Origin of the sequence: Pseudomonas sp. AE27 (assembly GCF_037113495.1) — a bacterium.
GTDB classification, from domain to species: Bacteria; Pseudomonadota; Gammaproteobacteria; order Pseudomonadales; family Pseudomonadaceae; genus Aquipseudomonas; species Aquipseudomonas palmensis.
Genome location: NZ_CP146966.1, coordinates 2,972,231 through 2,992,965, shown reverse-complemented (window position 1 = coordinate 2,992,965; position 20,735 = coordinate 2,972,231). Strand labels below are relative to the sequence as shown.

Here is a 20,735-nt window from a genome sequence, read left to right as displayed (position 1 = left end):
TTGGCGCCATCTCACCTCAATGGAACATGAATCATGGCTGCAAGCAGTTTGCTGGTACTGATCGACGATATCGCCACGGTACTCGACGATGTCTCGGTCATGACCAAGGTCGCGGCCAAGAAGACCGCCGGCGTACTGGGTGATGATCTGGCCCTCAATGCCCAGCAGGTCACGGGTGTGCGCGCCGAGCGGGAACTGCCGGTGGTGTGGGCGGTGGCCAAGGGCTCGTTCCTGAACAAGCTGATCCTGGTGCCGGCTGCGTTGCTGATCAGCGCATTCATCCCGTGGGCGGTAACCCCGCTGCTGATGCTCGGCGGCGCCTACCTGTGCTTCGAGGGGTTCGAAAAGCTCGCGCACAGGTTTCTGCACAGCGCCGAGGAGGCCAAGGCCGGGCATGCGGCATTGACCGAAGCAGTGGCCAACCCGGCGGTCGACCTGGTGACGTTCGAGAAAGACAAGATCAAGGGCGCGGTGCGTACCGACTTCATTCTCTCGGCCGAGATCATCGCCATCACGCTGGGCACCGTGGCCGATGCGCCACTGCCCCAGCAGATCATCGTGCTGTCGGGCATCGCGATCGTGATGACGATCGGCGTGTACGGGCTGGTGGCGGGGATCGTCAAGCTGGATGACCTGGGCCTGTGGCTGACGCAAAAGGCCTCGCGTGCAGCCAAGGCCATCGGCAACGGCATTTTGAGTGCGGCGCCCTACATGATGAAAAGCCTGTCGGTGATCGGCACCGCGGCGATGTTCCTGGTAGGTGGCGGGATTCTGGTGCATGGCATCGCGCCGCTGCATCATGCCATCGAGGCCTTCGGCGAAGGGCGTGGCGGGGCGCTGACGACGGCCTTGCTCAATGCCGGCGTGGGGATCGTGGCGGGGGCGGCCGTGCTGGCGCTGGTCACGCTTGGCAGCAAGCTCTGGCGTTCGATCAAGGGCTGAACACGGCGGCCGCTCGCAGACCGCCGTGTCGGGGTTCATTTCACGGCGGCCGCCACCTGCGTCTGCGGGGCCCATTCCAGAAGGTGCTGGGTGAAGCCGTAGCTGGCGCTCTGGTAGTAGGCAATGGCCCGCTTGATCAACGGATTGTCGATATCGACCTGACGCTCCTGGCTTGCGCCCAGGGCCTGCTCGTGAACCCGCAGGCCGCCTCGTGGGCTGAGGATGGCCAGGTCCTGGCCATCGAACAGACCGAGATGCTGGTAGTTGCCAATTACCACCCGTGGCGCAAGCGGGTCTTCGCGCAACAGGTCGCGGCCAAAGAAGGTCGAGGTGTAGCTCATGTTCAGCAACCCGAGCACGGTGGGGGCCAGGTCGATCTGACTGGCCAGCTTGCTTTCCTCGCGAGGTTCGATCCATTTGGGCGCATGGATGAACAGCGGGATCTGATAGTTCTGTACCGGCAGGTCCTCCTTGCCTGCACTGCCGGCGGTATGGTCGGCGACGAAGATGAACAGCGTGTTGTCGAACCAGGGCTTGCCGCGTGCCTGGTCCAGGAAGCGCCCGATGGCGTAATCGGTGTACTTGACGGCGCCTTCGCGGCCATTGCCCGAGGGGATGTCGATGCGCCCGTTCGGGTAGGTATAGGGGCGGTGGTTGGAGGTGGTCATCAGTTGCAGGAAGAACGGCACCTGGTTGGCGTGGTCGGCATCGGCCAGTTGCAGGGCCTGGGCGTAGAGGTCTTCATCGGACATGCCCCAGGCGTTCTTGAAGCTGATGTCGCTTTCCTTGACGCTGCTCTGGTCCACTACCCGGTAGCCGTTGCCGCTGAAGAAGGCATTCATGTTGTCGAAGTAGCCGCGCCCGCCATACACGAACACGCTGTCGTAGCCCACCTCGGCCAACTGCTGGCCCAGGCTGGCAAAGCCGCTTTCACGGCCGATGCGCTTGACGATAGAGCGCCCTGGTGTGGGCGGCATGGACAGGGTAATGGCCTCCAGGCCCCGATCGGTACGCGTGCCGGTGGCGTAGAAGTTGTTGAAGTACAGGCTCTGCTTGCGTAGCGCATCCAGGTTCGGGGTGAGGTTGCGGTTGTCGCCGTTGCTGCCCAGGTACTTGGCGCTCAGGCTTTCGATGGTCACCAGCACGATGTTGGGTGTACGCCGTTGGCCGCTGGCGACGATCGTGCGGCGGATGTCCTGCGCCTCCTTGCCGATGAACCGCGCATCGGCTTCGTTCAGTTCTGCATGCATCTGCGCGCCGGCTTCGGCTTGGGGCAAGGTGCCGTAGAACTGCGGGTAATCCAGTTCGTTGTTGCGAAAGGCGGCGAAGAACTGGTACGGGCCGTTGCTTGCCAGTTCGCGTTGGTAGGCATTGCCGTCCTGGCCACGGGGATGCTCCTGGTCGATGAACTGTGTGCCCAGGCCGGCCAGCACGAACAGCACGATCAGACTCAGGGCGCGCAGGCGAAAGGCCGGCAGCGGCGCATTCAGCGCGGCATTGAAGGTCTTGCGCAGCAACAGGCACAGGGCCACGGTAACCACCCCCAGCACACTCAGCAGCAGCGCGATGGGGTAGGACTCGAGGATGTTGTTCAAGACCTCGTCGGAGTACACCAGGTAGTCCACGGCAATGAAGTTGAAGCGCACGCCGAACTCGTCCCAGAACAGCCATTCGGCCACGGCAGTAAACAGCATCACGAAGATGCTCAGGCCAAGTATCAGTTGCAGCACGATGCGATTGACCCGCGAGTGCCACAGGCGCGGCGGGCAGAGCAGCAGGTAGATGGCCAGGGGTAGGGCTGCATACAGCAGAAAGCCCAGATCGTAGGCCAGCCCTACGGCAAAAACCGACAGATACGCATGGCCTGCTTCGTCCAGGTGCGTGAGCAACAGCATGAGCCGGGTCAGTGTGAAGATTGCCAGCCAAACACCGGTCAGTAGCAGCAGATAGCGCAATGGCGCCGAGCGTGGAACACGCATGGGTCAATTCCTTTTTGTCATTGAATGCCATAACCCTGGCAAGTAGCGTAAGGACCGGCTATGCGTTGCACAGAGGGGCAGGGAAGGCCCTCAGGCTATCAACGCAAAAGAGAAAAATATGTTGCCCGGTTGTCGCGCCCGCGTGAAACAACACGCAGCTGTATTCATATAGTCGGGTTATGGAAGTTGGGCGAGCGAAAACTTCGAGTCTGCGGTGCGATGTATTCGCGCTGACACCGAACGGGGCGCTGAATCGTTGCGCAACTGCCTGATGGCAGGCATGTTTCACCTGCGGGCGCAGGGTAACGAGAGGGTGTTTGAGGTTCGGGTTTTATTGCAGAAACCCTGTTGTGTTCTGGCGTGCTGACAGTTGCACGTTGGCTGAGCGTGATTCACTGGAGTCACGCTCAGCCGGTGGTATCAGAAGTGCACTTTCACCAGCAGGCTCGCGGTGTTCTGGTCGGTATCGAAGGCGTCGCTGTCCTTGATGCCGTACTTGTCTTTCCAGTAGTCGTATTCGAAACCGACGTACAGCTGTTTTTCGCCCAGGTTCAGGGCCTTGCCCAGGTCATACTTGATCTGCGGGTTGAAGTGCAGGTTGGAATGATAGGTGCCGCGACGCCGGGTTTCGTCGTTGTCCACCACCCAGTCCATGTAGCCGTCGATCAGGATGTCCGACTTGCCCACGGGAATGGTGTACGACCACACCGGGGTGATCTGCCATACGTTGTCACCGGCGCGACTGCCCTCGGTGTGGCGCTGGTAGAAGTTGAGCTGGAAGTAGTCGAAGCCGGGGATGGCCAGGTCGAAGCCTGGGCCGATCAGGTACGACTCGTTGTCTCCCTCGCCAAACTCGTAGGTCATGGCCAGCAGCACATCCTTGACCGGGCCGAACTCCAGTTTCTGGTCGAAGATCTTGCCGAACGACAGGCGCGGGGTGAACTCGCCGTAGTAGGTGTTCGGGCCGACGTTGCCGTCCTTCTTGCCGTTGTAGAAGATCTTGTCGATGAACAGGAAGTTGTCGCCGTACTTCCAGGCATCGGCGTGCTCGAAAGTGAAGGTCTGCTGGATCTGCGGGTTGACCGCAAAGTCCTTGCCGTAGAGGTAGGTCAGGCTGTTGTTCTGCCACTGCAGCAGGTCACCGGCGGTGGCGGTACTTGCCGCCAGCAGGCCGCCTGCAAGCATCAGGCTGTTGGTAATGCGCATTGCGTGCTCCCTTGATTGATTCGGCACTCTGTGTCGGCGCCGTTCTGGTTCAACGTGTTGTCTTTTTGGTCAGCTTTTTTCGATCGGCCACAGCGCGTTCGCAAGAGCTGAGCCAACCTTGGCGGGTTGGCGCAACGGGCCTGCTCGACGTCTTTCTGAACAGTTGAACAAGGGGCGTGAGGCTGGCAATACGCTTACCAACCGCCCGAATTCATTGACTGAGCGGTCAGTAAACGCAGGTAGGAGGGGTCCTACCCTGAGCGAGGGGGCGCGCAGATTACTGGCTTGCGCGCCGTCCCTCAAGTGCTCCGTTATGGAGCGTGTGCGACAAAAACTGTGCGTTCGATCAGGTTTTAGAAGTGAACCTTGATCAGCGCACTGGTCACGCTCTGGTTGGTCTTGAGGCGATCGCTGTCCTCGATGCCGTATTTGTCCTTCCAGTAGCTGTATTCGATACCCACGTACAGCTGCTTGGCGCCGATGTTCAGCGCCTTGCCCAGGTCGTACTTGACCTGCGGGTTGAAGTGCAGGTTGGCGTGGTAGGTGCCGCGACGGCTTTCGTCGTTGTCCACCACCCAGTCCATGTAGCCATCGATCAGCAGGTCGGACCTGCCCATGGGGATGGTGTAGGAGAACGCCGGGGTGATCTGCCACACGCGATCACCCGGGCGGCTGCCTTCGGTGTTGCGCTGGTAGAAGTTGAGGGTGAAGTAGTTGAAGCCGGGGATGGCCAGGTCGAAGCCCGGGCCGATCAGGTAGGCCTCTGTGTCGCCTTCACCGGTTTCGTAGGTCATGGCCAGCAGCACGTCCTTGATCGGGCCGAACTCCAGCTTCTGGTCGAAGATCTTGCCGAACGACAGGCGCGGGCTGATCTCGCTGTAGTAGGTGTTCTTGCCCTTGTTACGGTCTTGGCCGCCGTTGTAGAAGATCTTGTCGACGAACAGGAAGTTGTCGCCGTACTTCCATTTGTTGGCGTGCTCGAAAGTCACCGTCTGCTGGATCCGCGGGTTGACCTGAAAGTCCTTGCCGTACAGATACGTCAGGCTGTTGGTGTGCCAGAGCAGCAGGTCCTCCGCTACCGCAGGAAGCGTGGCCAGCAAGCTGCTGCCCAGCAAGAGGGAAGAGGTGATGCGTTTCATGTGGTTATTCCCGGCTATTGTTATTGTTGGATTGCGGTTTTTTCGGCGCAAACGCGCCCCGAGCGGCCCACTCCCAGGGGCCGACGGTACTGCGTGGTGCTCGGGTTGAGCGGGGCGGCAGGCGCCGCCCCGTGTATCAGTGCTGGTGCACGGCGTCGTTGTGCGCGGCGCGTTCGGCGCCGCCCAATACGTTGAACAGCAGGTTCAGTACCAGGGCACTGACGGTGGCCATGGCGATGCCGCTGTGGGTGATCGGCTCCATCCATTGCGGCATCTGCGCGAAGAACTCCGGACGTACCACCGGGATCAGGCCCATGCCGACGCTGACGGCCACCAGCAACTGGTTGCGCCGGTCGCCGATGTCGGCCTCCTGCAGGATCTTGATGCCGGTGGCCGCGACCATGCCGAACATGGCGATGGAGGCGCCGCCCAGTACCGCCGGCGGGATCGAGGCAATCAGGAATGCCGCCTTGGGCAGCAGGCTGAGCACGATCAGGAACAGCCCGGCCACCACGGTCACGTAGCGGCAGCGCACGCCGGTCATCTGGACCAGGCCGATGTTCTGTGCGAACGAGGAGTGGGTGAAGGTGTTGAAAAAGCCTGCCACGAACGAGGCGCCGGCGTCCCAGAACAGGCCGCGACGCAGCATGCCCGGGGTCACTTCACGCTCGGTGACCTTGCCCAGCGCCAGGAACATGCCGGTGGACTCGACGAAGATGATCACCACCACCAGGCACATCGACAGGATCGGCGCCAGGCTGAAGGTGGGCATGCCGAAGTGCAGCGGGGTGACCACCTGTACCCAGGGGGCCTGGGCCAGGCCGCTGAGGTCGACCATGCCGATGGCGCCGGCAATGATGTAGCCCAGGCCCATGCCGATCAGTACCGACACGTTCACCCAGAAGCCACGCATGAAGCGATTGATCAGCAGGATGGTGGTCAGCACCAGGCCGGCCACGGCCAGGTAGATCGGCGAGCCGAACGGCGCGGCCGCCGCGCCGCCGCCGGCCCAGTTGACGGCGACCGGGAACAGCGACAGACCGATGGAGGTAATCACCGTGCCGGTGACCAGTGGCGGGAAAAACCTCACCACCTTGGACATGAACGGGGCGATCAGCATGCCGAAGAAGCCGGCGGCGATGGTCGCGCCGAAAATCCCCTGCAGGCCCACGCCGGGCATGCCGGCCATGGCCACCATGCTGCCGACGGCGGCGAAGCTGGCGCCCATCATCACCGGCATGCGGATGCCCAGTGCGCCAATGCCGAGCGACTGGACCACGGTGGCGACACCGGCGACCAGCAGATCGGCATTGATCAGGAATGCGATTTCTTCACGAGAGAGCCCGGCGGCCTGCCCGATGATCAGCGGCACCGCAATGGCACCTCCGTACATCAGCAGAACATGTTGCAAACCCACCAGGATCAGTTGCAGCAGGGGCAGTGGCTGTCGTGGCGGCGCAACGGGGATGTACGCCTTGCGTGACTCGGACATGCAGCACCTCAGGTTTTGTTTTTATTCTGGGTAGCTGCAGGCTCAGGCGCCCTGCTTGCGAAGAAGCAGGAGGCCGCGCCTGGCTTGCAGCTTGTAGCTTGCCGCTTGAAGCTTGTATCAGTTGGTTGGAGCACCCTTGGCGATCCATGCACCAATCAGTTCACGTTCCTGCTGGGTCATCTGGGTGATGTTGCCCAGGGGCATGATCTGGCTGGCGACGGCCTGTGCCTGGATGCGTGGGGCCAGTTGCTGGATCTGTTGCGGGGTATCGAGCATCACGCCGGCCGGGGCGGCACTGAACAGCGGGCTGGTCGGCTTGGCCGAGTGGCACACGGTGCAGCGTTCCTGGATGACGCTGTGGATCTTGTCGAAGTTGCCGCTGTCCGCCGCAGCGGTGGCAGTGGCGGGTGCTTCGGCCGGGGTAGCGGCAGGTGCCGGGTTGGCAGCCTGTTCGGCGGCTTTCTCGGCAGCGGTCTTGCCACCCAGTGCGGTTTCCGGCAGCGGCTGGTACTGGACCTTGGCAGCGGCCTGCTCAGGGGCGGTCGGCATCGGCTTGGGGCCGGTGACGTAGGCCAGGCAGATCATCGCCAGGGCGCCGACGGGCAGGGTCCAGGCGTACTTGGCGCTGTCGTGGCGGGTGTTGAAGTAGTGACGCACCAGCACCGCTGCAATCGCGATCCCGGCCAGGATCAGCCAGTTGTACTGGCTGCCGTAGGTGCTCGGGAAGTGGTTGCTGATCATGATGAACAGCACCGGCAGGGTGAAGTAGTTGTTGTGGCGCGAACGCAGCAGGCCCTTGGCCGGCAGGGTCGGGTCGGGGGTTTCGTTCTTCTCGATGGCGGCGACCAGTGCACGCTGGGCCGGCATGATGATGCGGAACACGTTGCCGACCATGATGGTGCCGATGATCGCGCCGGTGTGCAGGTACGCACCACGGCCGCTGAACACCTGGCTGAAGCCGTAGCAGGCCGCAATGATCAGCACGAACAGCACCAGGCCGAGCAGGCCGGGGCGCTTGCCCAGGGGCGAGTCGCACAGCACGTCGTAGATGAACCAGCCGGCGATCAGCGAACCGACGCCGATGGCGATGCCTTCACCACCGCTCAGGGTGCTGCCGGGGGCTAGCAGGTAGACGCTGGGGTTCCAGTAGAACACCAGGCACAGCAGGGCAATACCCGACATCCAGGTGAAGTAGGCTTCCCATTTGAACCAGTGCAGGTTCTCCGGCATTTTCGGCGGGGCCAGCTTGTACTTTTCCAGGTGGTAGATACCGCCACCGTGAATCGCCCAGAGGTCGCCCGACAGACCATCGCGCGGGTTGGCCCGGTTGAGGTTGTTCTCCAGCCATACGAAATAGAACGACGCGCCGATCCAGGCCACGCCAGTGATCATGTGAACCCAGCGCACGCTCAGGTTCAGCCATTCCAACAGATGTGCTTCCACAGTCTTTACCTCTTGCCGGTCACCGCAGGCCAGTGACCGACCTTCTCTTATTGGTGGGGTGCGAGGATCAGTTGCTCATCCTCATTGAAGAAATGTTCGTCGCAGTTGTTGCCGGAACCGCTGCGATCAACCACCAGGAAGTCATCCCGCTTTTCGATCGTCAGCACCGGGTGGTGCCAGACGCCGCGATGGTAATTGATGCCCTGCCTGCCATTACTGACAAAGGCGCGGACAAGACCCGATACAGGTACATCGCCAACGGGCGCGACCACGATCAGAAAGGGATTGCCGAGCAGCGGGATGAAGGCCTGGCTGCCCAGCGGATGGCGCTCCAGCATGCGCACGGTCAGCGGCATGTCCTGCGCGTCGGCGCGGAAGATGCTGATGATGGCGGAGTCCTCGGGCTGGGCGGTTTCTACCGTGGCCAGCTTGTGGAAGCGCATGGTCGAACCGTTGTTGATCATGAAGTGGTCGCTGCCGTCGGTTTCGATCACGTCACCGAAAGGGGCGAAGGCTTCTTTGGTCAGGGGCTCAATCACTAAAGTGCGCATGCGGGTGTTCTCTAATTATGTGTTGTCGGGGCTTTGGCGAATGCCGGCAGGCCAGTGCCTGCCAAGGCGCGCCGGTTACAGCTGCTGCAGGCGGAACAGGGCGATCAGGTTGATCTGCGCCAGGGCTTCCTTGAACTCGGCTTCGACCGAGTTGTGGATGCGTTTCTCGAACGAGGCGAGGATCTGGTGCCGGTTGCTGCCTTTTACCGCCATGATGAACGGGAACTGGAACCTGGCCTTGTAGGCGTCGTTGAGTTCGGTGAAACGGGCGAACTCTTCGGCGGTGCACTGGTGGATGCCGGCGCCAGCCTGTTCGTTGGTGCTCGATTCGGTCAGTTCGCCCTGGACGGCGGCTTTGCCGGCCAGGTCCGGGTGAGCATTGATCAGGGCCAGCTGGCTGGCGTGATCGGCGCTGAGCAGGATGTCGCTCATGCGCTGGTGCAGGGCTTCGATCTGGTCCAGCTCGTGCAGTTGGCCCAGGTCGTAGGCTTTTTCGGCGACCCACGGCGAGTGCTCGTAGATGTCGGCGAAGGCGGCGACGAACGCGGCACGGTCCAGGGTCGAAGGCTTGAGGGTCTTGAAGTCGGTCATTTGGCGCTCTCGGCTTGGAAAGGGTGGGTGGCATGCCAGTGGCGGGCGATGTCCACGCGCCGGGCGAACCACACCTGCTCATGGCTCTTGGCGTACTCCACGAAGCGCTTGAGCGCGGCGATGCGTGCCGGGCGGCCGATCAGGCGGCAGTGCAAGCCGATCGAGAGCATCTTCGGCGCCTCGGCACCTTCGGCGTAGAGCACGTCGAAGGCGTCCTTGAGGTACTGGAAGAACTGCTCGCCACAATTGAAGCCCTGCACCTGGGTGAAGCGCATGTCGTTGGTGTCCAGGGTGTAGGGGATCACCAGGTGCGGCTTGCCGGTGGGGTTGTTGGGCTCCCAGTAGGGCAGGTCGTCGTCGTAGGTGTCGCTGTCGTAGAGGAAGCCGCCTTCCTCCATCACCAGGCGGCGGGTGTTGGGCCCGGTACGGCCGGTGTACCAGCCCAGGGGGCGCTCGCCGGTGAGGTCGGTGAGAATGCGGATGGCCTCGAGCATGTGCTCGCGCTCCTGGTTCTCGTCCATGTACTGGTAGTCGATCCAGCGGTAGCCGTGGCTGCAGATCTCATGGCCGGCGGCGACCATGGCGCGGATCACGTCGGGGTGGCGCTGGGCGGCCATGGCCACGGCAAACACGGTGAGCGGCACGCCGGTGTCTTCGAACAGCTTGAGCAGGCGCCACACACCGGCGCGGCTGCCATACTCGTAAAGCGATTCCATGCTCATGTTGCGGGCGCCCTGCAGGGGCTGCGCCGAGACCATCTCGGAAAGGAAGGCTTCGGATTCCTTGTCCCCGTGAAGAATGTTGCGTTCGCCACCTTCTTCATAGTTGAGCACGAAAGACAAAGCGATGCGGGCATTCCCCGGCCAGCGCGGATGGGGTGGGTTGTTGCCGTAACCGATCAGGTCGCGAGGATAATCAGCGCTCACTGCAGCCTTCCTTCTTGTACGTGAAAACGGGGGTGTGGTGTCTGAGTCAGGTCATCGGCCACAACGATGGAGTGATTGTATACAACTTTATTGACGATTTGTAAGCCTGTTTTTTCGCATTTCTTCCGCCATTTGACCTTGAAAAAGGTTGCAAGAAACCTGCCTGATTGGTCAGTAAATGACGATAGCGTCCGCCAGGCGCGCGGCTTTGCGACTGATGGCGTATTTACAGGGCACGCTCGGCAGGCTAACAAAATCGTCGAATTTATTGTGTACAATTTTAGCTGAAAATGTCTTAATAATCCGACAGCCGCACGCTGCCCTGCTTCATCCCGGTGCCGTGCGGGTATTTTTTGCCCATAGATTGAAACGAGGCGCACGCAATGGGACGTTTGACCACGCATGTACTGGATGCCGCACATGGCTGCCCTGGCAGCTCGATCAAGGTCGAGCTGTACCGGGTCGAAGGCCAGCAGCTTGAGCTGGTGAACACGGCGCTGACCAACAGCGATGGCCGTTGCGATGCGCCACTGCTGCAGGGTGAGGATTACCGCAGCGGTGTGTACCAGCTGCAGTTCAGTGCCGGTGACTATTATCGTGCCCGTGGTGTGCAGTTGCCGGAGCCGGCGTTCCTGGATGTGGTGGTGCTGCGTTTCGGCATCAGCGCCGAGCAGGATCACTACCACGTGCCGTTGCTGATCTCGCCGTACAGTTACTCGACCTATCGCGGAAGCTAGTTGGTCGCTAGATGAATCTTCGTAGGTCCTTGCCCGCTCTCACTGGCGGGCTTTTTTTTGCCTCGGTTTCGAGGGCGTGCCTGCAGGGCTGTTCGCTGGCAGAGCGGCACAGGCAACAAAAAGCCCCGCCCGAAGGCGAGGCTCCTTGAACCGACGCAGTGCTTACAGGAACACGAACTTGGCCACAAAGATCGCACACAGCACCCACAGGCTCGCCGAGATCTCCCTGTAGCGCCCGGTGCCGGCCTTGAGCACCACATAGGTGATGAACCCCAGCGCAATGCCGTCCGCCACCGAGAATGTCAGCGGCATCATGATCGCCGTGACGATCGCCGGAATGCTGTCGGTGGCTTCATCCCAGTTGATGTGCGCCATGCTGCCCATCATCAGCATCGCCACATAGATCAGTGCGCCGGCGGTGGCATACGCCGGGATCATGCCCGCCAGCGGCGCAAAGAACATCGCCGCGACGAACAGCAGGCCGACCACCACGGCCGTGAGCCCCGTGCGCCCGCCGGCCGCCACACCTGCAGCACTTTCCACGTAGCTGGTTACCGGCGGCACACCCACCACTGCACCGAACACGCTCGATGCACTGTCGGCCTTGAGCGCCCGCGACAGGTTTTCGATGCGCCCCTCGGCGTTCACCAGGTTGGCGCGCTGGGCCACGCCCATCAGCGTGCCGGCGGTGTCGAACATGTGCACGAACAGAAACGCCAGTACCACGCTGATCATGCTGACGTTGAACACGCCCGCCACGTCCATGGCCATCCAGGTGGGCGCCAGGCTCGGCGGCAGGGAGAACACGCCGCCATATTCCACCAGGCCCAGGGCCCAGCCGGCCAGTGTCACGGCGATGATGCTGATCAGGATCGCGCCGAACACCCGGCGGTAGCTGAGCACGGCAATCATCAGGAAGCACGCCGCCGCCAGCAGCGGGCCAGGCTCGTGCAGCGAACCGAGCTTGATCAGGGTGGCTGGGCTGGCGACGATGATGCCGGCCGTCTTCAGCCCGATCACACCGAGAAACAGCCCCACACCTGCGCCCATGGCGTGACGCAGGCTCAGCGGGATGCTGTTGAGCAGCCATTCGCGTACCCGCGACAGCGTCAGCAGCATGAACAGCACACCCGATACGAACACCGCACCCAGCGCGGCCTCCCAGGTGTAGCCCATGGTGCCGACCACGGTGTAGGTGAAAAAGGCGTTCAGCCCCATGCCGGGTGCCAGGCCCACCGGCCAGTTGGCATACAGGCCCATCAGCAGGCAGCCGAGCGCCGCCGCGATGCAGGTGGCCACGAACGCGGCACCGTGGTCGATGCCGGCGTCGGCCATGATGTTGGGGTTGACGAAAATGATGTAGGCCATGGTGATGAAGGTGGTTACACCCGCGATCAGTTCGGTCCTGACAGTGGTGCCGTGCAGCTTGAGTTTGAAAATCCGCTCCAGCCAGCTCGTTTCGAGCGGTGGGGCAAGATCCAGCGTAGGGGCTTGGGGTTTGCGGCTTTCCACAGCGTGTACTCCTCACGTCTTTTCTTGTTGTTCAGAGCTTGTCCTGCGCGTTGACTGGGGGCTCTGCGAGGGGGAGGGCATGGCGACCGGACCTGTTGTTGACCTGCGGGTCAGGAAGTTGCACGGCTGGATTATGCGTTTGTATACAAATAATGCAAATAATGTTTTTGTCGGTGTGTGCAGGTAAATTGTCGCCACGGCTATAACGTGATGGCACTCTGCAGAAATCGCCAAGCCTGTGTACAATGCGTCAATACCATGAACGTCTAATTTTCCATCCAGGACTTGCCATCGCCCTACTGGCTGGTATTACAGTCAGGGTCCGATAGGTGGATCTCCGTGCTCGAGCGCCCATGAACGAACAGCTGCAACCCCTCAAGAAACCCACGCGCACCGGCAAGGCCGGTCGTAGCGGCACCCAGGACGATATCGTTTACGCGCACATATTCGAGGCAATCCTCGAACAACGCCTGGCGCCGGGTACCAAGTTGAGTGAGGAAGCCCTGGGCGAGATCTTCGGCGTCAGCCGCACCATCATCCGGCGTGCGCTGTCGCGCCTGGCCCACGAAAGCGTGGTGCTGCTGCGCCCCAATCGCGGTGCGGTAGTGGCCAGCCCGACCGTCGAAGAGGCGCGCCAGGTGTTCTTTTCGCGGCGCATGGTCGAGCGTGCCATCACCGAACTTGCAGTGGAGCACGCCACCGCCGAGCAGTTGAACGAACTGCGCCAGATGGTGCGCGAGGAGCGCGACAGCTTCTCGCGCGGCGACCGGGGTGCCGGCATTCGCCTGTCTGGCGAGTTTCACCTCAAGCTGGCGGAAGCGGCGGGCAATGCACCGCTGATCAGCTTCCAGCGCAGCCTGGTATCGCAGACTTCGCTGATCATTGCCCAGTACGAAAGCGGCAACCGCTCGCACTGCTCGTATGACGAGCACATGCAACTGATCGACGCCATCGAGGCGCGTGATGCGGCCCAGGCGGTGAGCCTGATGATGCACCACATGGACCACATCGACAGCAAGCTCAACCTCGACGAGGAGAGTGCGTCGGATGACCTGCACGCAGTGTTCTCGCACTTGCTGCAAACCAAGAAGCGCGGCAGTTCGGTGCCGGCAAAGGGCTGATACCGGCTTGCACCATTCGCCGGCAAGGCCGGCTCCTACCGGGGCAATCAACCTGTAGGAGCCGGCCTTGCCGGCGAAGCTCTTTCTGCTGCTGGCACTTGAGCCAACCTCTGCTAGATTTCTATCTGTTGCACTCCCGCAAACCTTCATCAAGCAGTTGGGCTTGCGCTTCAGGCGTACCACTTCTTGAGGACTGACTGATGTCGATGCCCATGAGCAAACGCATGGGAGCTGAATTGATAGGGACGTTCTGGTTGGTGTTGGGGGGTTGTGGCAGCGCGGTACTGGCTGCGTCTTTTCCGATCGGCATTGGCCTGGTCGGTGTCTCCATGGCCTTCGGGCTGACTGTGCTGACCATGGCATTCGCCATCGGTCATATCTCCGGTTGTCACCTCAACCCTGCGGTATCGCTGGGCCTGGTCGTGGGCGGGCGGTTTCCGCTCAAGGACCTGGTGCCGTACGTGGTCGCCCAGGTGGTGGGCGCCATCCTGGCTGCCGGTGTGATCTACCTCATCGCCAGCGGCAAGGCCGGCTTCGAGCTGTCGAACGGGCTTGCCTCGAACGGCTATGGCGAGCATTCGCCGGGGCAGTACTCGCTGGGGGCAGGTTTTGTCAGCGAGGTGGTGATGACCGCGATGTTCATTCTGATCATCATGGGCGCCACCGATTCGCGGGCGCCGGCCGGCTTTGCGCCGATCGCCATCGGGCTGGCGCTGACGCTGATCCACCTGGTGTCGATACCGGTTACCAACACCTCGGTTAACCCGGCACGCAGCACCGGGCCGGCGCTGTTCGTCGGTGGCTGGGCGCTGCATCAGCTGTGGCTGTTCTGGGTGGCGCCGCTGATCGGGGCAGTGATCGGCGGCGCGTTGTACCGCGGCCTGTTTCGAACGCCTTAGCGCTGGTGCACGCTGCGCCCGGCGGCAAAGGTTTCGCGAATGGTACGGTCGTCGCCCAGGGTGGTCAGCACGAACAGGGTCTCCTCGATGCTGCCGGACTGCTGGAGACGGTAGTCCAGCAACGGGGTGGCCTTGTAGTCGAGCACGATGAAGTCGGCATCGCTGCCCGGTTGCAGGGTGCCGATGCGCTCCTCCAGGTTCAATGCCCGCGCACCGCCCAGGGTGGCCAGGTACAGCGACTTGAACGGGCTCAGGCGTGCGCCCTGCAACTGCATGACCTTGTAGGCTTCGTTCAGGGTGTACAGCAGCGAGAAGCTGGTGCCGGCGCCCACGTCGGTGCCCAGGCCGACCTTGACCTTGTGCTGCTCGGCCTGGGGCAGGTTGAACAGGCCGCTGCCCAGGAACAGGTTGGAGGTCGGGCAGAACGCCACGGCCGAACCGGTCTCGGCCAGGCGCTGGCACTCGGCATCGCACAGGTGAACGGCGTGGGCGAACACCGAGCGCTCGCCCAGCAGTTCGAAATGGTCGTACACATCCAGGTAGCCGCTGCGCTCGGGGAACAGCGCCTTGACCCACTCGATCTCCTTGAGGTTTTCGCTCAGGTGGGTGTGCAGGTACAGGTCCGGGAACTCCTTGAGCAACTGGCCGGCCAGGGCCAGCTGTTGCGGGGTGCTGGTGGGCGCAAAGCGCGGGGTCACCGCATAGTGCAGGCGGCCCTTGCCGTGCCAGCGCTGGATCAGCGCCTTGCTGTCGGCGTAGCCCGACTCGGCGGTGTCGGTCAGGTAGTCGGGGGCGTTGCGGTCCATCATCACCTTGCCGGCGATCAGGCGCAGGTCCAGGCGCTCGGCTTCCTCGAACAGGGCGTTGACCGAGGCAGGGTGCACGCTGCCGAACACCAGCGCCGAGGTGGTGCCGTTGCGCAGCAGCTCCTTGAGGAACAGCTTGGCCACCTTGTCGGCGTGAGCCTTGTCTTCGAACTGGCGCTCGCACGGGAAGGTGTAGGTGTTCAGCCAGTCCAGCAACTGCTCGCCGTAGGAGCCGATCATGCCGGTCTGCGGGAAGTGGATATGGGTATCGATGAACCCCGGGGTGATCAATGCGTCCTGGTAGTGCACCACTTCGATGTCGGCGTCCAGGCCTGGCAGCAGTTCGCTGGCGTGGCCGATGGCGCTGATCTTGCCCTGGTCGATGACCAGCAGGCCGTCTTCGAAATATTCATACGATGCTTCGACGCCCACCTCGGCAGGGTCGGCGAGGCTGTGCAGCAGGGCGGCACGGTAGGCTTTGCGGGTTGCGCTCATGTGGCTCTCGTCAAATGGCTTGGCTGCGCCGTGACGGCGGCAGCAGTTTGGCAATGGGTTGGGTGGTGGCCGAGCCGGTATGCTGGCCGAAGTTCGCGTTGTAGGTAGCGATGATTTCGGCGGCGATGGACACGGCGATCTCGATCGGCAGCTTGCCCTTGACCTCGGCCAGGCCCATCGGGCAGCGCATGCGTGCCAGGCTGTCGGCGGCAAAGCCGCGCTCGCGCAGGCGGTGCTCGAACTTCACGCGCTTGGTCCTGGAGCCGATCAGGCCGAACCAGGTGAAATCGTTGCGCTTGAGGATCGCGGTGGTCAGTTCCAGGTCCAGTTGATGATTGTGGGTCATGACGATGCAATAGCTGCCGGCGGGCAGTTCATCGACCTCGTCGACTGGTTCCTCGCTGACGACCTTGCTCACCCCCGTGGGGATGGTGTCGGGGAATTCCTGCTCGCGCGAATCGATCCAGCGTACCCGGCAGGGCAGCGCGGCGAGCAAGGGTACCAGAGCGCGGCCGACATGGCCTGCGCCGAATACCGCGATCTGCGCCTGCACGCCGCCCATGGGCTCGAACAGCAGCACGGTGGCGCCGCCGCAGCACTGGCCAAGGCTGGCGCCGAGGCTGAAGCGCTCCAGGTGGGTGGTTTCGCGGCCTTCGGCAAGCATCTGCCGGGCGATGTGCATGGCCTTGTATTCCAGGTGCCCGCCGCCGATGGTGTCGAACAGCTGGGTCGCGCTGACGACCATCTTCGAGCCGGCATTGCGTGGGGTGGAGCCCAGCTCTTCGATGATGGTCACCAGCACGCAGGGTTCGCCCCGGGTGTGCAGGTCGGACAGGGCGTTGATCCAGGTGTGCATAGTCGGTTGCCTCTTCAGTGCCTGATCGGGCCTCTTCGCCGGCAAGGCCGGCTCCTACAGCAATCGCGCCCTGTAGGAGCCGCCCTTGCCGGCGAAAGGCGCACTACGGTGTAACGGTTTCCACCTCGGCAGCCGCCTGCCGGCCCGCCACCACCTTGCGCATCTGCTCGCAGCCCCACAGCACCCGCTCGGGGGTGGCCGGGGCATCGATCTGCGGTTGCTCGCGATAATCCGCCAGGCTGGCCACTGCATCCTTGATCGCGCACCACGGCGCGATCCCCAGCATGAACGGCGGCTCGCCCACCGCCTTGGAATGGAACACCGTGTCCTCGGGGTTCTTGCGGTTCTCCACCAGCTTCACCCGCAGGTCCACCGGCATGTCCGCCACCGCCGGGATCTTGTAGCTGGCCGGGCCGCTGGTCATCAGCTTGCCCTTGGCGTTCCACACCAGTTCTTCGGTGGTCAGCCACCCCATGCCCTGGATGAACCCGCCCTCCACCTGGCCAATGTCGATGGCCGGGTTCAGCGAGGCGCCCACGTCATGCAGGATGTCGGTGCGCAGCATCTTGTACTCGCCGGTCAGGGTGTCGACGATCACCTCGGCGCACGCCGCGCCGAAGGCGAAGTAGTAGAACGGGCGCCCGCGCGCCTGGCTGCGGTCGTAGTAGATCTTCGGGGTCTTGTAGAAGCCGGTGCTCGACAGCGACACCTGGGCAAAGTAGGCCTGCTGCACCAGGCTCTCGAAGGTGAGGATTTCATCGCGCACGCGCACGTGCCCGTTGCGAAACTCGACGTCTTCTTCACTGACCTTGTACTGGCGCGCGGCAAATGCCACCAGGCGCTGCTTGAGGATTTCGGCCGCGTTCTGCGCCGCCTTGCCGTTCAGGTCGGCGCCGCTGGAGGCCGCCGTGGGCGAGGTGTTGGGCACCTTGTCGGTGTTGGTGGCGGTGATCTGTATGCGGCTGAAGTCCACCTGGAACACTTCGGCCACCACCTGGGCCACCTTGGTGTTCAGGCCCTGGCCCATCTCGGTGCCGCCGTGGTTGAGGTGGATGCTGCCATCGGTGTAGATGTGCACCAGCGCACCGGCCTGGTTGAGAAAGCTGGCGGTGAACGAGATGCCGAACTTCACCGGGGTCAGCGCCAGGCCCTTTTTCAGCACCGGGCTGTTGGCGTTGAAGCGGCGGATCGACTCGCGGCGCTGCTGGTAGTCGCTGCTGGCTTCGAGCTCGGCAGTGATCTCCTCGAGCATGTTGTGCTCGACCGTCTGGTAGTAGTGGGTGACGTTGCGCTCGGTCTTGCCGTAGTAGTTGGCCTTGCGTACCGCCAGCGGGTCTAGTGCCAGGTGGCGGGCGATGCGGTCCATCACCTCTTCGATGGCAACCATGCCCTGCGGGCCGCCAAAGCCGCGGTAGGCGGTATTGGACGCGGTGTTGGTCTTGCAGCGGTGGCCGTTGATGGTGGCGTCGCCCAGGTAGTAGGCGTTGTCGGAGTGGAACATCGCACGGTCGACGATCGAGGCCGACAGGTCCGGCGAGCAGCCGCAGTTGCCGGCCAGTTCCAGGTTGATGCCATGCAGGCGGCCGCTGTCATCGAATCCCACGTCGTATTCGATATAGAAGGGGTGGCGCTTGCCGGTCATCAGCATGTCCTCGACCCGTGGCAGGCGCATCTTGGTCGGCTGCCCGGTCAGGCGCGCGATCACCGCGCACAGGCAGGCGGGGCTGGCGGCCTGGGTTTCCTTGCCGCCGAAGCCGCCGCCCATGCGGCGCATGTCCACCACGACCTTGTTCATCGGCACGTCCAGCACTTCGGCCACCAGCTTCTGCACCTCGGTGGGGTTCTGCGTGGAGCAGTACACGATCATGCCGCCATCCTCGGTGGGCATCACCGAGGAGATCTGGGTTTCGAGGTAGAAGTGCTCCTGGCCGCCGATATGCAGGGTGCCCTGCACCCGATGCGGGGCGCTGGCCAGCGCGGTGACCGAATCGCCGCGCTGGTGGGTGTGGCTGTCGAGCACGAAATGCTTCTTGCGCAGGGCCTGAACCACATCCAGCACCGGCTCCAGGTCTTCGTATTCGATGATCGCGGCCATCGCTGCGCGGCGGGCGGTGTCCAGGTCGCAGGCGGCCACGGCCAGCACCGGCTGGCCGACGAACTCGACGGTGTCGATGGCCAGCAGCGGGTCGCCCGGCAGCAGCGGGCCGATGTCCTTCAGGCCCGGGATGTCTTCGTGGGTGATGGCGATGCGCACGCCTTCGATGGCGTAGCACGGGCGGGTGTCGATGCTCAGCACCCGTGCATGGGCGCGGTCCGACAAGCGAGCGTACACATGCAACTGGTTGGGGAATTCGAGGCGATCATCGATATACACTGCCTCGCCGGACACATGCTTGTCGGCGCTGTCGTGCTTGATGCTGCGCCCGACGCCACTGGTCAGGCCCTGGGCGAACAGCTCGGCCAGTTCGGCCTGGCTCCTGGCCACGTGAGGATGGTTAGACATAGGCGGTCACCCGGGTTTCGATGTGCGGCGTGTGCAGTTCGATGAAGTACTTGCGCAGCAGGTTCTGCGCGCCGAGCAGGCGGTATTCCTTGCTGGCCCTGAAGTCCGACAGCGGGGTGAAGTCTTCGCCCAGCGCCTGGCAGGCGCGCTCGATACCGGCCTGGTTGAACGGCTTGCCGAGCAGGGCGGCTTCACAGGCGCGGGCGCGCTTGGGGATGGCGGCCATGCCGCCGAAGGCGATACGTGCCTCGGCCACCACGCCGTTGTCGATGCGCAGGTTGAAGGCGGCGCACACCGCCGAAATGTCGTCGTCCAGTCGCTTGGACACCTTGTAGGCCCGGAACGCCCAGGCCAGGTTGGCCCGCGGTACGATGATCTTCTCGATGAACTCGCTTTCCTGGCGTGCGGTGATGCGGTAGTCGATGAAATAGTCTTCCAGCGCCAGGGTGCGTGTGTCCTGACCCCGGCGCAGCACGATCTGCGCACCCAGGGCGATCAGCAGGGGCGGCGAATCGCCGATCGGCGAGGCGTTGCCGATGTTGCCGCCCAGGGTGCCCTGATTGCGGATCTGCAGCGAGGCGAAGCGGTGCAGCAGTTCGCCGAAGTCGGGGTATTCACGGCTCAGCGCGTCATAGCAGTCGGTGAGCGGTGTGGCGGCGCCGATTTCCAGGCGATCGTCAAAGGCCTCGACCCGCTTCATCTCGGCGACGTTGCCCACGTAGATCATCACCGGCAGGGTCTTGTGGAACTGCGTGACCTCCAGCGCCAGGTCGGTGCCGCCGGCCAGCAGGCGGGCTTCGGGGTGCGAGCCGTACAGCTCGGCCAGGTCGGCCACGGTCAGCGGCACCAGGCAGCGCTTGTCGCCGCTGTTGAGTTCGCCGGTTTCCTTGGGCGCAATCGCCTGGAGCCGGGCGATGGTCTGTGCCTGGGCGCTGTCGAACTGGTCGGGGGCGGCCTGGCAGCAGGCCTGCTCGGCGGCTGCCAGGATCGGCCGGTAGCCGGTGCAGCGGCACAGGTTGCCGGCCAGGGCCTCCTGGGCGCGGTGCAGGTCGGGGGCGTCGCTGTTCTTCTGCAGGGCAAACAGCGACATCACGAAGCCCGGGGTACAGAAGCCGCATTGCGAGCCATGGCAGTCGACCATGGCCTGCTGCACGCTGTGCAGCTTGCCCTGGTGCTTGAGCCCTTCGACGCTGATCAGCTGCTTGCCATGCAGCGACGAGACGAACGTCAGGCACGAATTGAGGCTGCGATAACGCAGGTGCTGCCGGCCGTGTTCATCTGCAGCCAGTTCACCGACCACGACGGTGCAGGCGCCGCAATCGCCGCTCGCGCAGCCTTCCTTGGTACCGGGTTTGCCCAGGTGCTCGCGCAGGTACTCGAGCACCGTCAGGTTGGGGTCCAGGGCATGCTCACTGCGCAGCTCCTGGTTGAGTAGAAACTGGATCACGGAAGGCCTCACAAGCGAATTATTGTTGTTGAGTGGACGGGGTCGACTGTAGGCAGACTTGACTTGCCGGTCAACTGCTTTCTGACTTCA

Annotated in this window: 17 protein-coding genes; 4 read left to right on the top strand and 13 right to left on the bottom strand. The window is 63.0% G+C overall.

What is annotated here, in order from left to right; translation table 11 throughout:
• Positions 1–33 precede the first annotated feature (33 nt).
• Positions 34–942 carry a DUF808 domain-containing protein gene (locus V9K84_RS13595; RefSeq protein ID WP_088515616.1) on the top strand — a complete coding sequence of 303 codons (909 nt, stop codon included), beginning with the start codon at positions 34–36 and terminating at the stop codon, positions 940–942.
• Positions 943–977: 35 nt separating this feature from the next.
• Here the strand turns inward: V9K84_RS13595 and V9K84_RS13590 are convergent, their stop codons facing one another.
• The 8 genes from V9K84_RS13590 to puuE all read right to left on the bottom strand — a co-directional run bounded on the left by V9K84_RS13590 (position 978) and on the right by puuE (position 10,269).
• Positions 978–2,921: an LTA synthase family protein gene (locus V9K84_RS13590; RefSeq protein WP_088515617.1), complete on the bottom strand. Its 1,944-nt coding sequence runs from the start codon at positions 2,919–2,921 to the stop codon at positions 978–980.
• 420 nt (positions 2,922–3,341) lie between these two features.
• Positions 3,342–4,127: an outer membrane protein OmpK gene (locus tag V9K84_RS13585; protein WP_088515618.1), complete on the bottom strand. Its 786-nt coding sequence runs from the start codon at positions 4,125–4,127 to the stop codon at positions 3,342–3,344.
• Between the two features lie 353 nt (positions 4,128–4,480).
• Positions 4,481–5,266, bottom strand: a complete 786-nt coding sequence (locus V9K84_RS13580; RefSeq protein WP_054915599.1) for an outer membrane protein OmpK — start codon at positions 5,264–5,266, stop codon at positions 4,481–4,483.
• A 136-nt stretch (positions 5,267–5,402) separates the two neighbouring features.
• Positions 5,403–6,758, bottom strand: a complete 1,356-nt coding sequence (locus tag V9K84_RS13575) for a nucleobase:cation symporter-2 family protein (protein WP_043862346.1) — start codon at positions 6,756–6,758, stop codon at positions 5,403–5,405.
• Between the two features lie 117 nt (positions 6,759–6,875).
• Positions 6,876–8,201: a urate hydroxylase PuuD gene (locus V9K84_RS13570; protein WP_043862347.1), complete on the bottom strand. Its 1,326-nt coding sequence runs from the start codon at positions 8,199–8,201 to the stop codon at positions 6,876–6,878.
• 47 nt (positions 8,202–8,248) lie between these two features.
• Positions 8,249–8,752: an ureidoglycolate lyase gene (locus V9K84_RS13565; protein ID WP_043862348.1), complete on the bottom strand. Its 504-nt coding sequence runs from the start codon at positions 8,750–8,752 to the stop codon at positions 8,249–8,251.
• Positions 8,753–8,827: 75 nt separating this feature from the next.
• Complete coding sequence (gene uraD, locus V9K84_RS13560; protein WP_043862349.1) at positions 8,828–9,343, bottom strand: 2-oxo-4-hydroxy-4-carboxy-5-ureidoimidazoline decarboxylase; 516 nt, start codon at positions 9,341–9,343, stop codon at positions 8,828–8,830.
• Entirely contained in the window at positions 9,340–10,269 is a 930-nt protein-coding gene (gene puuE / locus V9K84_RS13555; RefSeq protein ID WP_043862350.1) for an allantoinase PuuE, read from the bottom strand. The genes uraD and puuE overlap by 4 nt, the downstream gene beginning before the upstream one ends.
• Before the next feature lie 383 nt (positions 10,270–10,652).
• On the opposite strand from puuE, the gene uraH reads away from it, so the two are divergent.
• Positions 10,653–11,006, top strand: a complete 354-nt coding sequence (uraH, locus tag V9K84_RS13550; protein WP_043862351.1) for a hydroxyisourate hydrolase — start codon at positions 10,653–10,655, stop codon at positions 11,004–11,006.
• Positions 11,007–11,168: 162 nt separating this feature from the next.
• Here the strand turns inward: uraH and V9K84_RS13545 are convergent, their stop codons facing one another.
• Positions 11,169–12,488 carry an NCS2 family permease gene (locus V9K84_RS13545; RefSeq protein ID WP_213085891.1) on the bottom strand — a complete coding sequence of 440 codons (1,320 nt, stop codon included), beginning with the start codon at positions 12,486–12,488 and terminating at the stop codon, positions 11,169–11,171.
• Between the two features lie 383 nt (positions 12,489–12,871).
• Here V9K84_RS13545 and V9K84_RS13540 point away from each other — a divergent pair, with 383 nt between their 5' ends.
• Together V9K84_RS13540 and aqpZ are read left to right on the top strand one after the other, a co-directional pair.
• Positions 12,872–13,639, top strand: coding sequence for a GntR family transcriptional regulator (locus V9K84_RS13540; protein WP_054915597.1), 768 nt, complete (start codon positions 12,872–12,874; stop codon positions 13,637–13,639).
• A 200-nt stretch (positions 13,640–13,839) separates the two neighbouring features.
• Positions 13,840–14,538, top strand: coding sequence for an aquaporin Z (aqpZ, locus tag V9K84_RS13535; protein ID WP_088515619.1), 699 nt, complete (start codon positions 13,840–13,842; stop codon positions 14,536–14,538).
• Here aqpZ and guaD read toward each other — a convergent pair.
• The 4 genes from guaD to xdhA form a co-directional block, all read right to left on the bottom strand.
• Positions 14,535–15,839 (bottom strand): guanine deaminase, encoded by a 1,305-nt coding sequence (guaD, locus tag V9K84_RS13530; protein ID WP_058542039.1) that lies wholly within the window; start codon positions 15,837–15,839, stop codon positions 14,535–14,537. The two genes, aqpZ and guaD, sit on opposite strands and share 4 nt — an antisense overlap.
• A gap of 10 nt (positions 15,840–15,849) precedes the next feature.
• The gene (xdhC, locus tag V9K84_RS13525) at positions 15,850–16,695 is read right to left on the bottom strand and encodes a xanthine dehydrogenase accessory protein XdhC (RefSeq protein WP_088515620.1); all 846 of its coding nucleotides are present in this window, start codon (positions 16,693–16,695) and stop codon (positions 15,850–15,852) included.
• A 103-nt stretch (positions 16,696–16,798) separates the two neighbouring features.
• Positions 16,799–19,198: a xanthine dehydrogenase molybdopterin binding subunit gene (gene xdhB, locus V9K84_RS13520; protein ID WP_043862357.1), complete on the bottom strand. Its 2,400-nt coding sequence runs from the start codon at positions 19,196–19,198 to the stop codon at positions 16,799–16,801.
• Complete coding sequence (gene xdhA, locus V9K84_RS13515; protein WP_054915592.1) at positions 19,191–20,645, bottom strand: xanthine dehydrogenase small subunit; 1,455 nt, start codon at positions 20,643–20,645, stop codon at positions 19,191–19,193. The genes xdhB and xdhA overlap by 8 nt, the downstream gene beginning before the upstream one ends.
• Between the last annotated feature and the right edge of the window lie 90 nt (positions 20,646–20,735).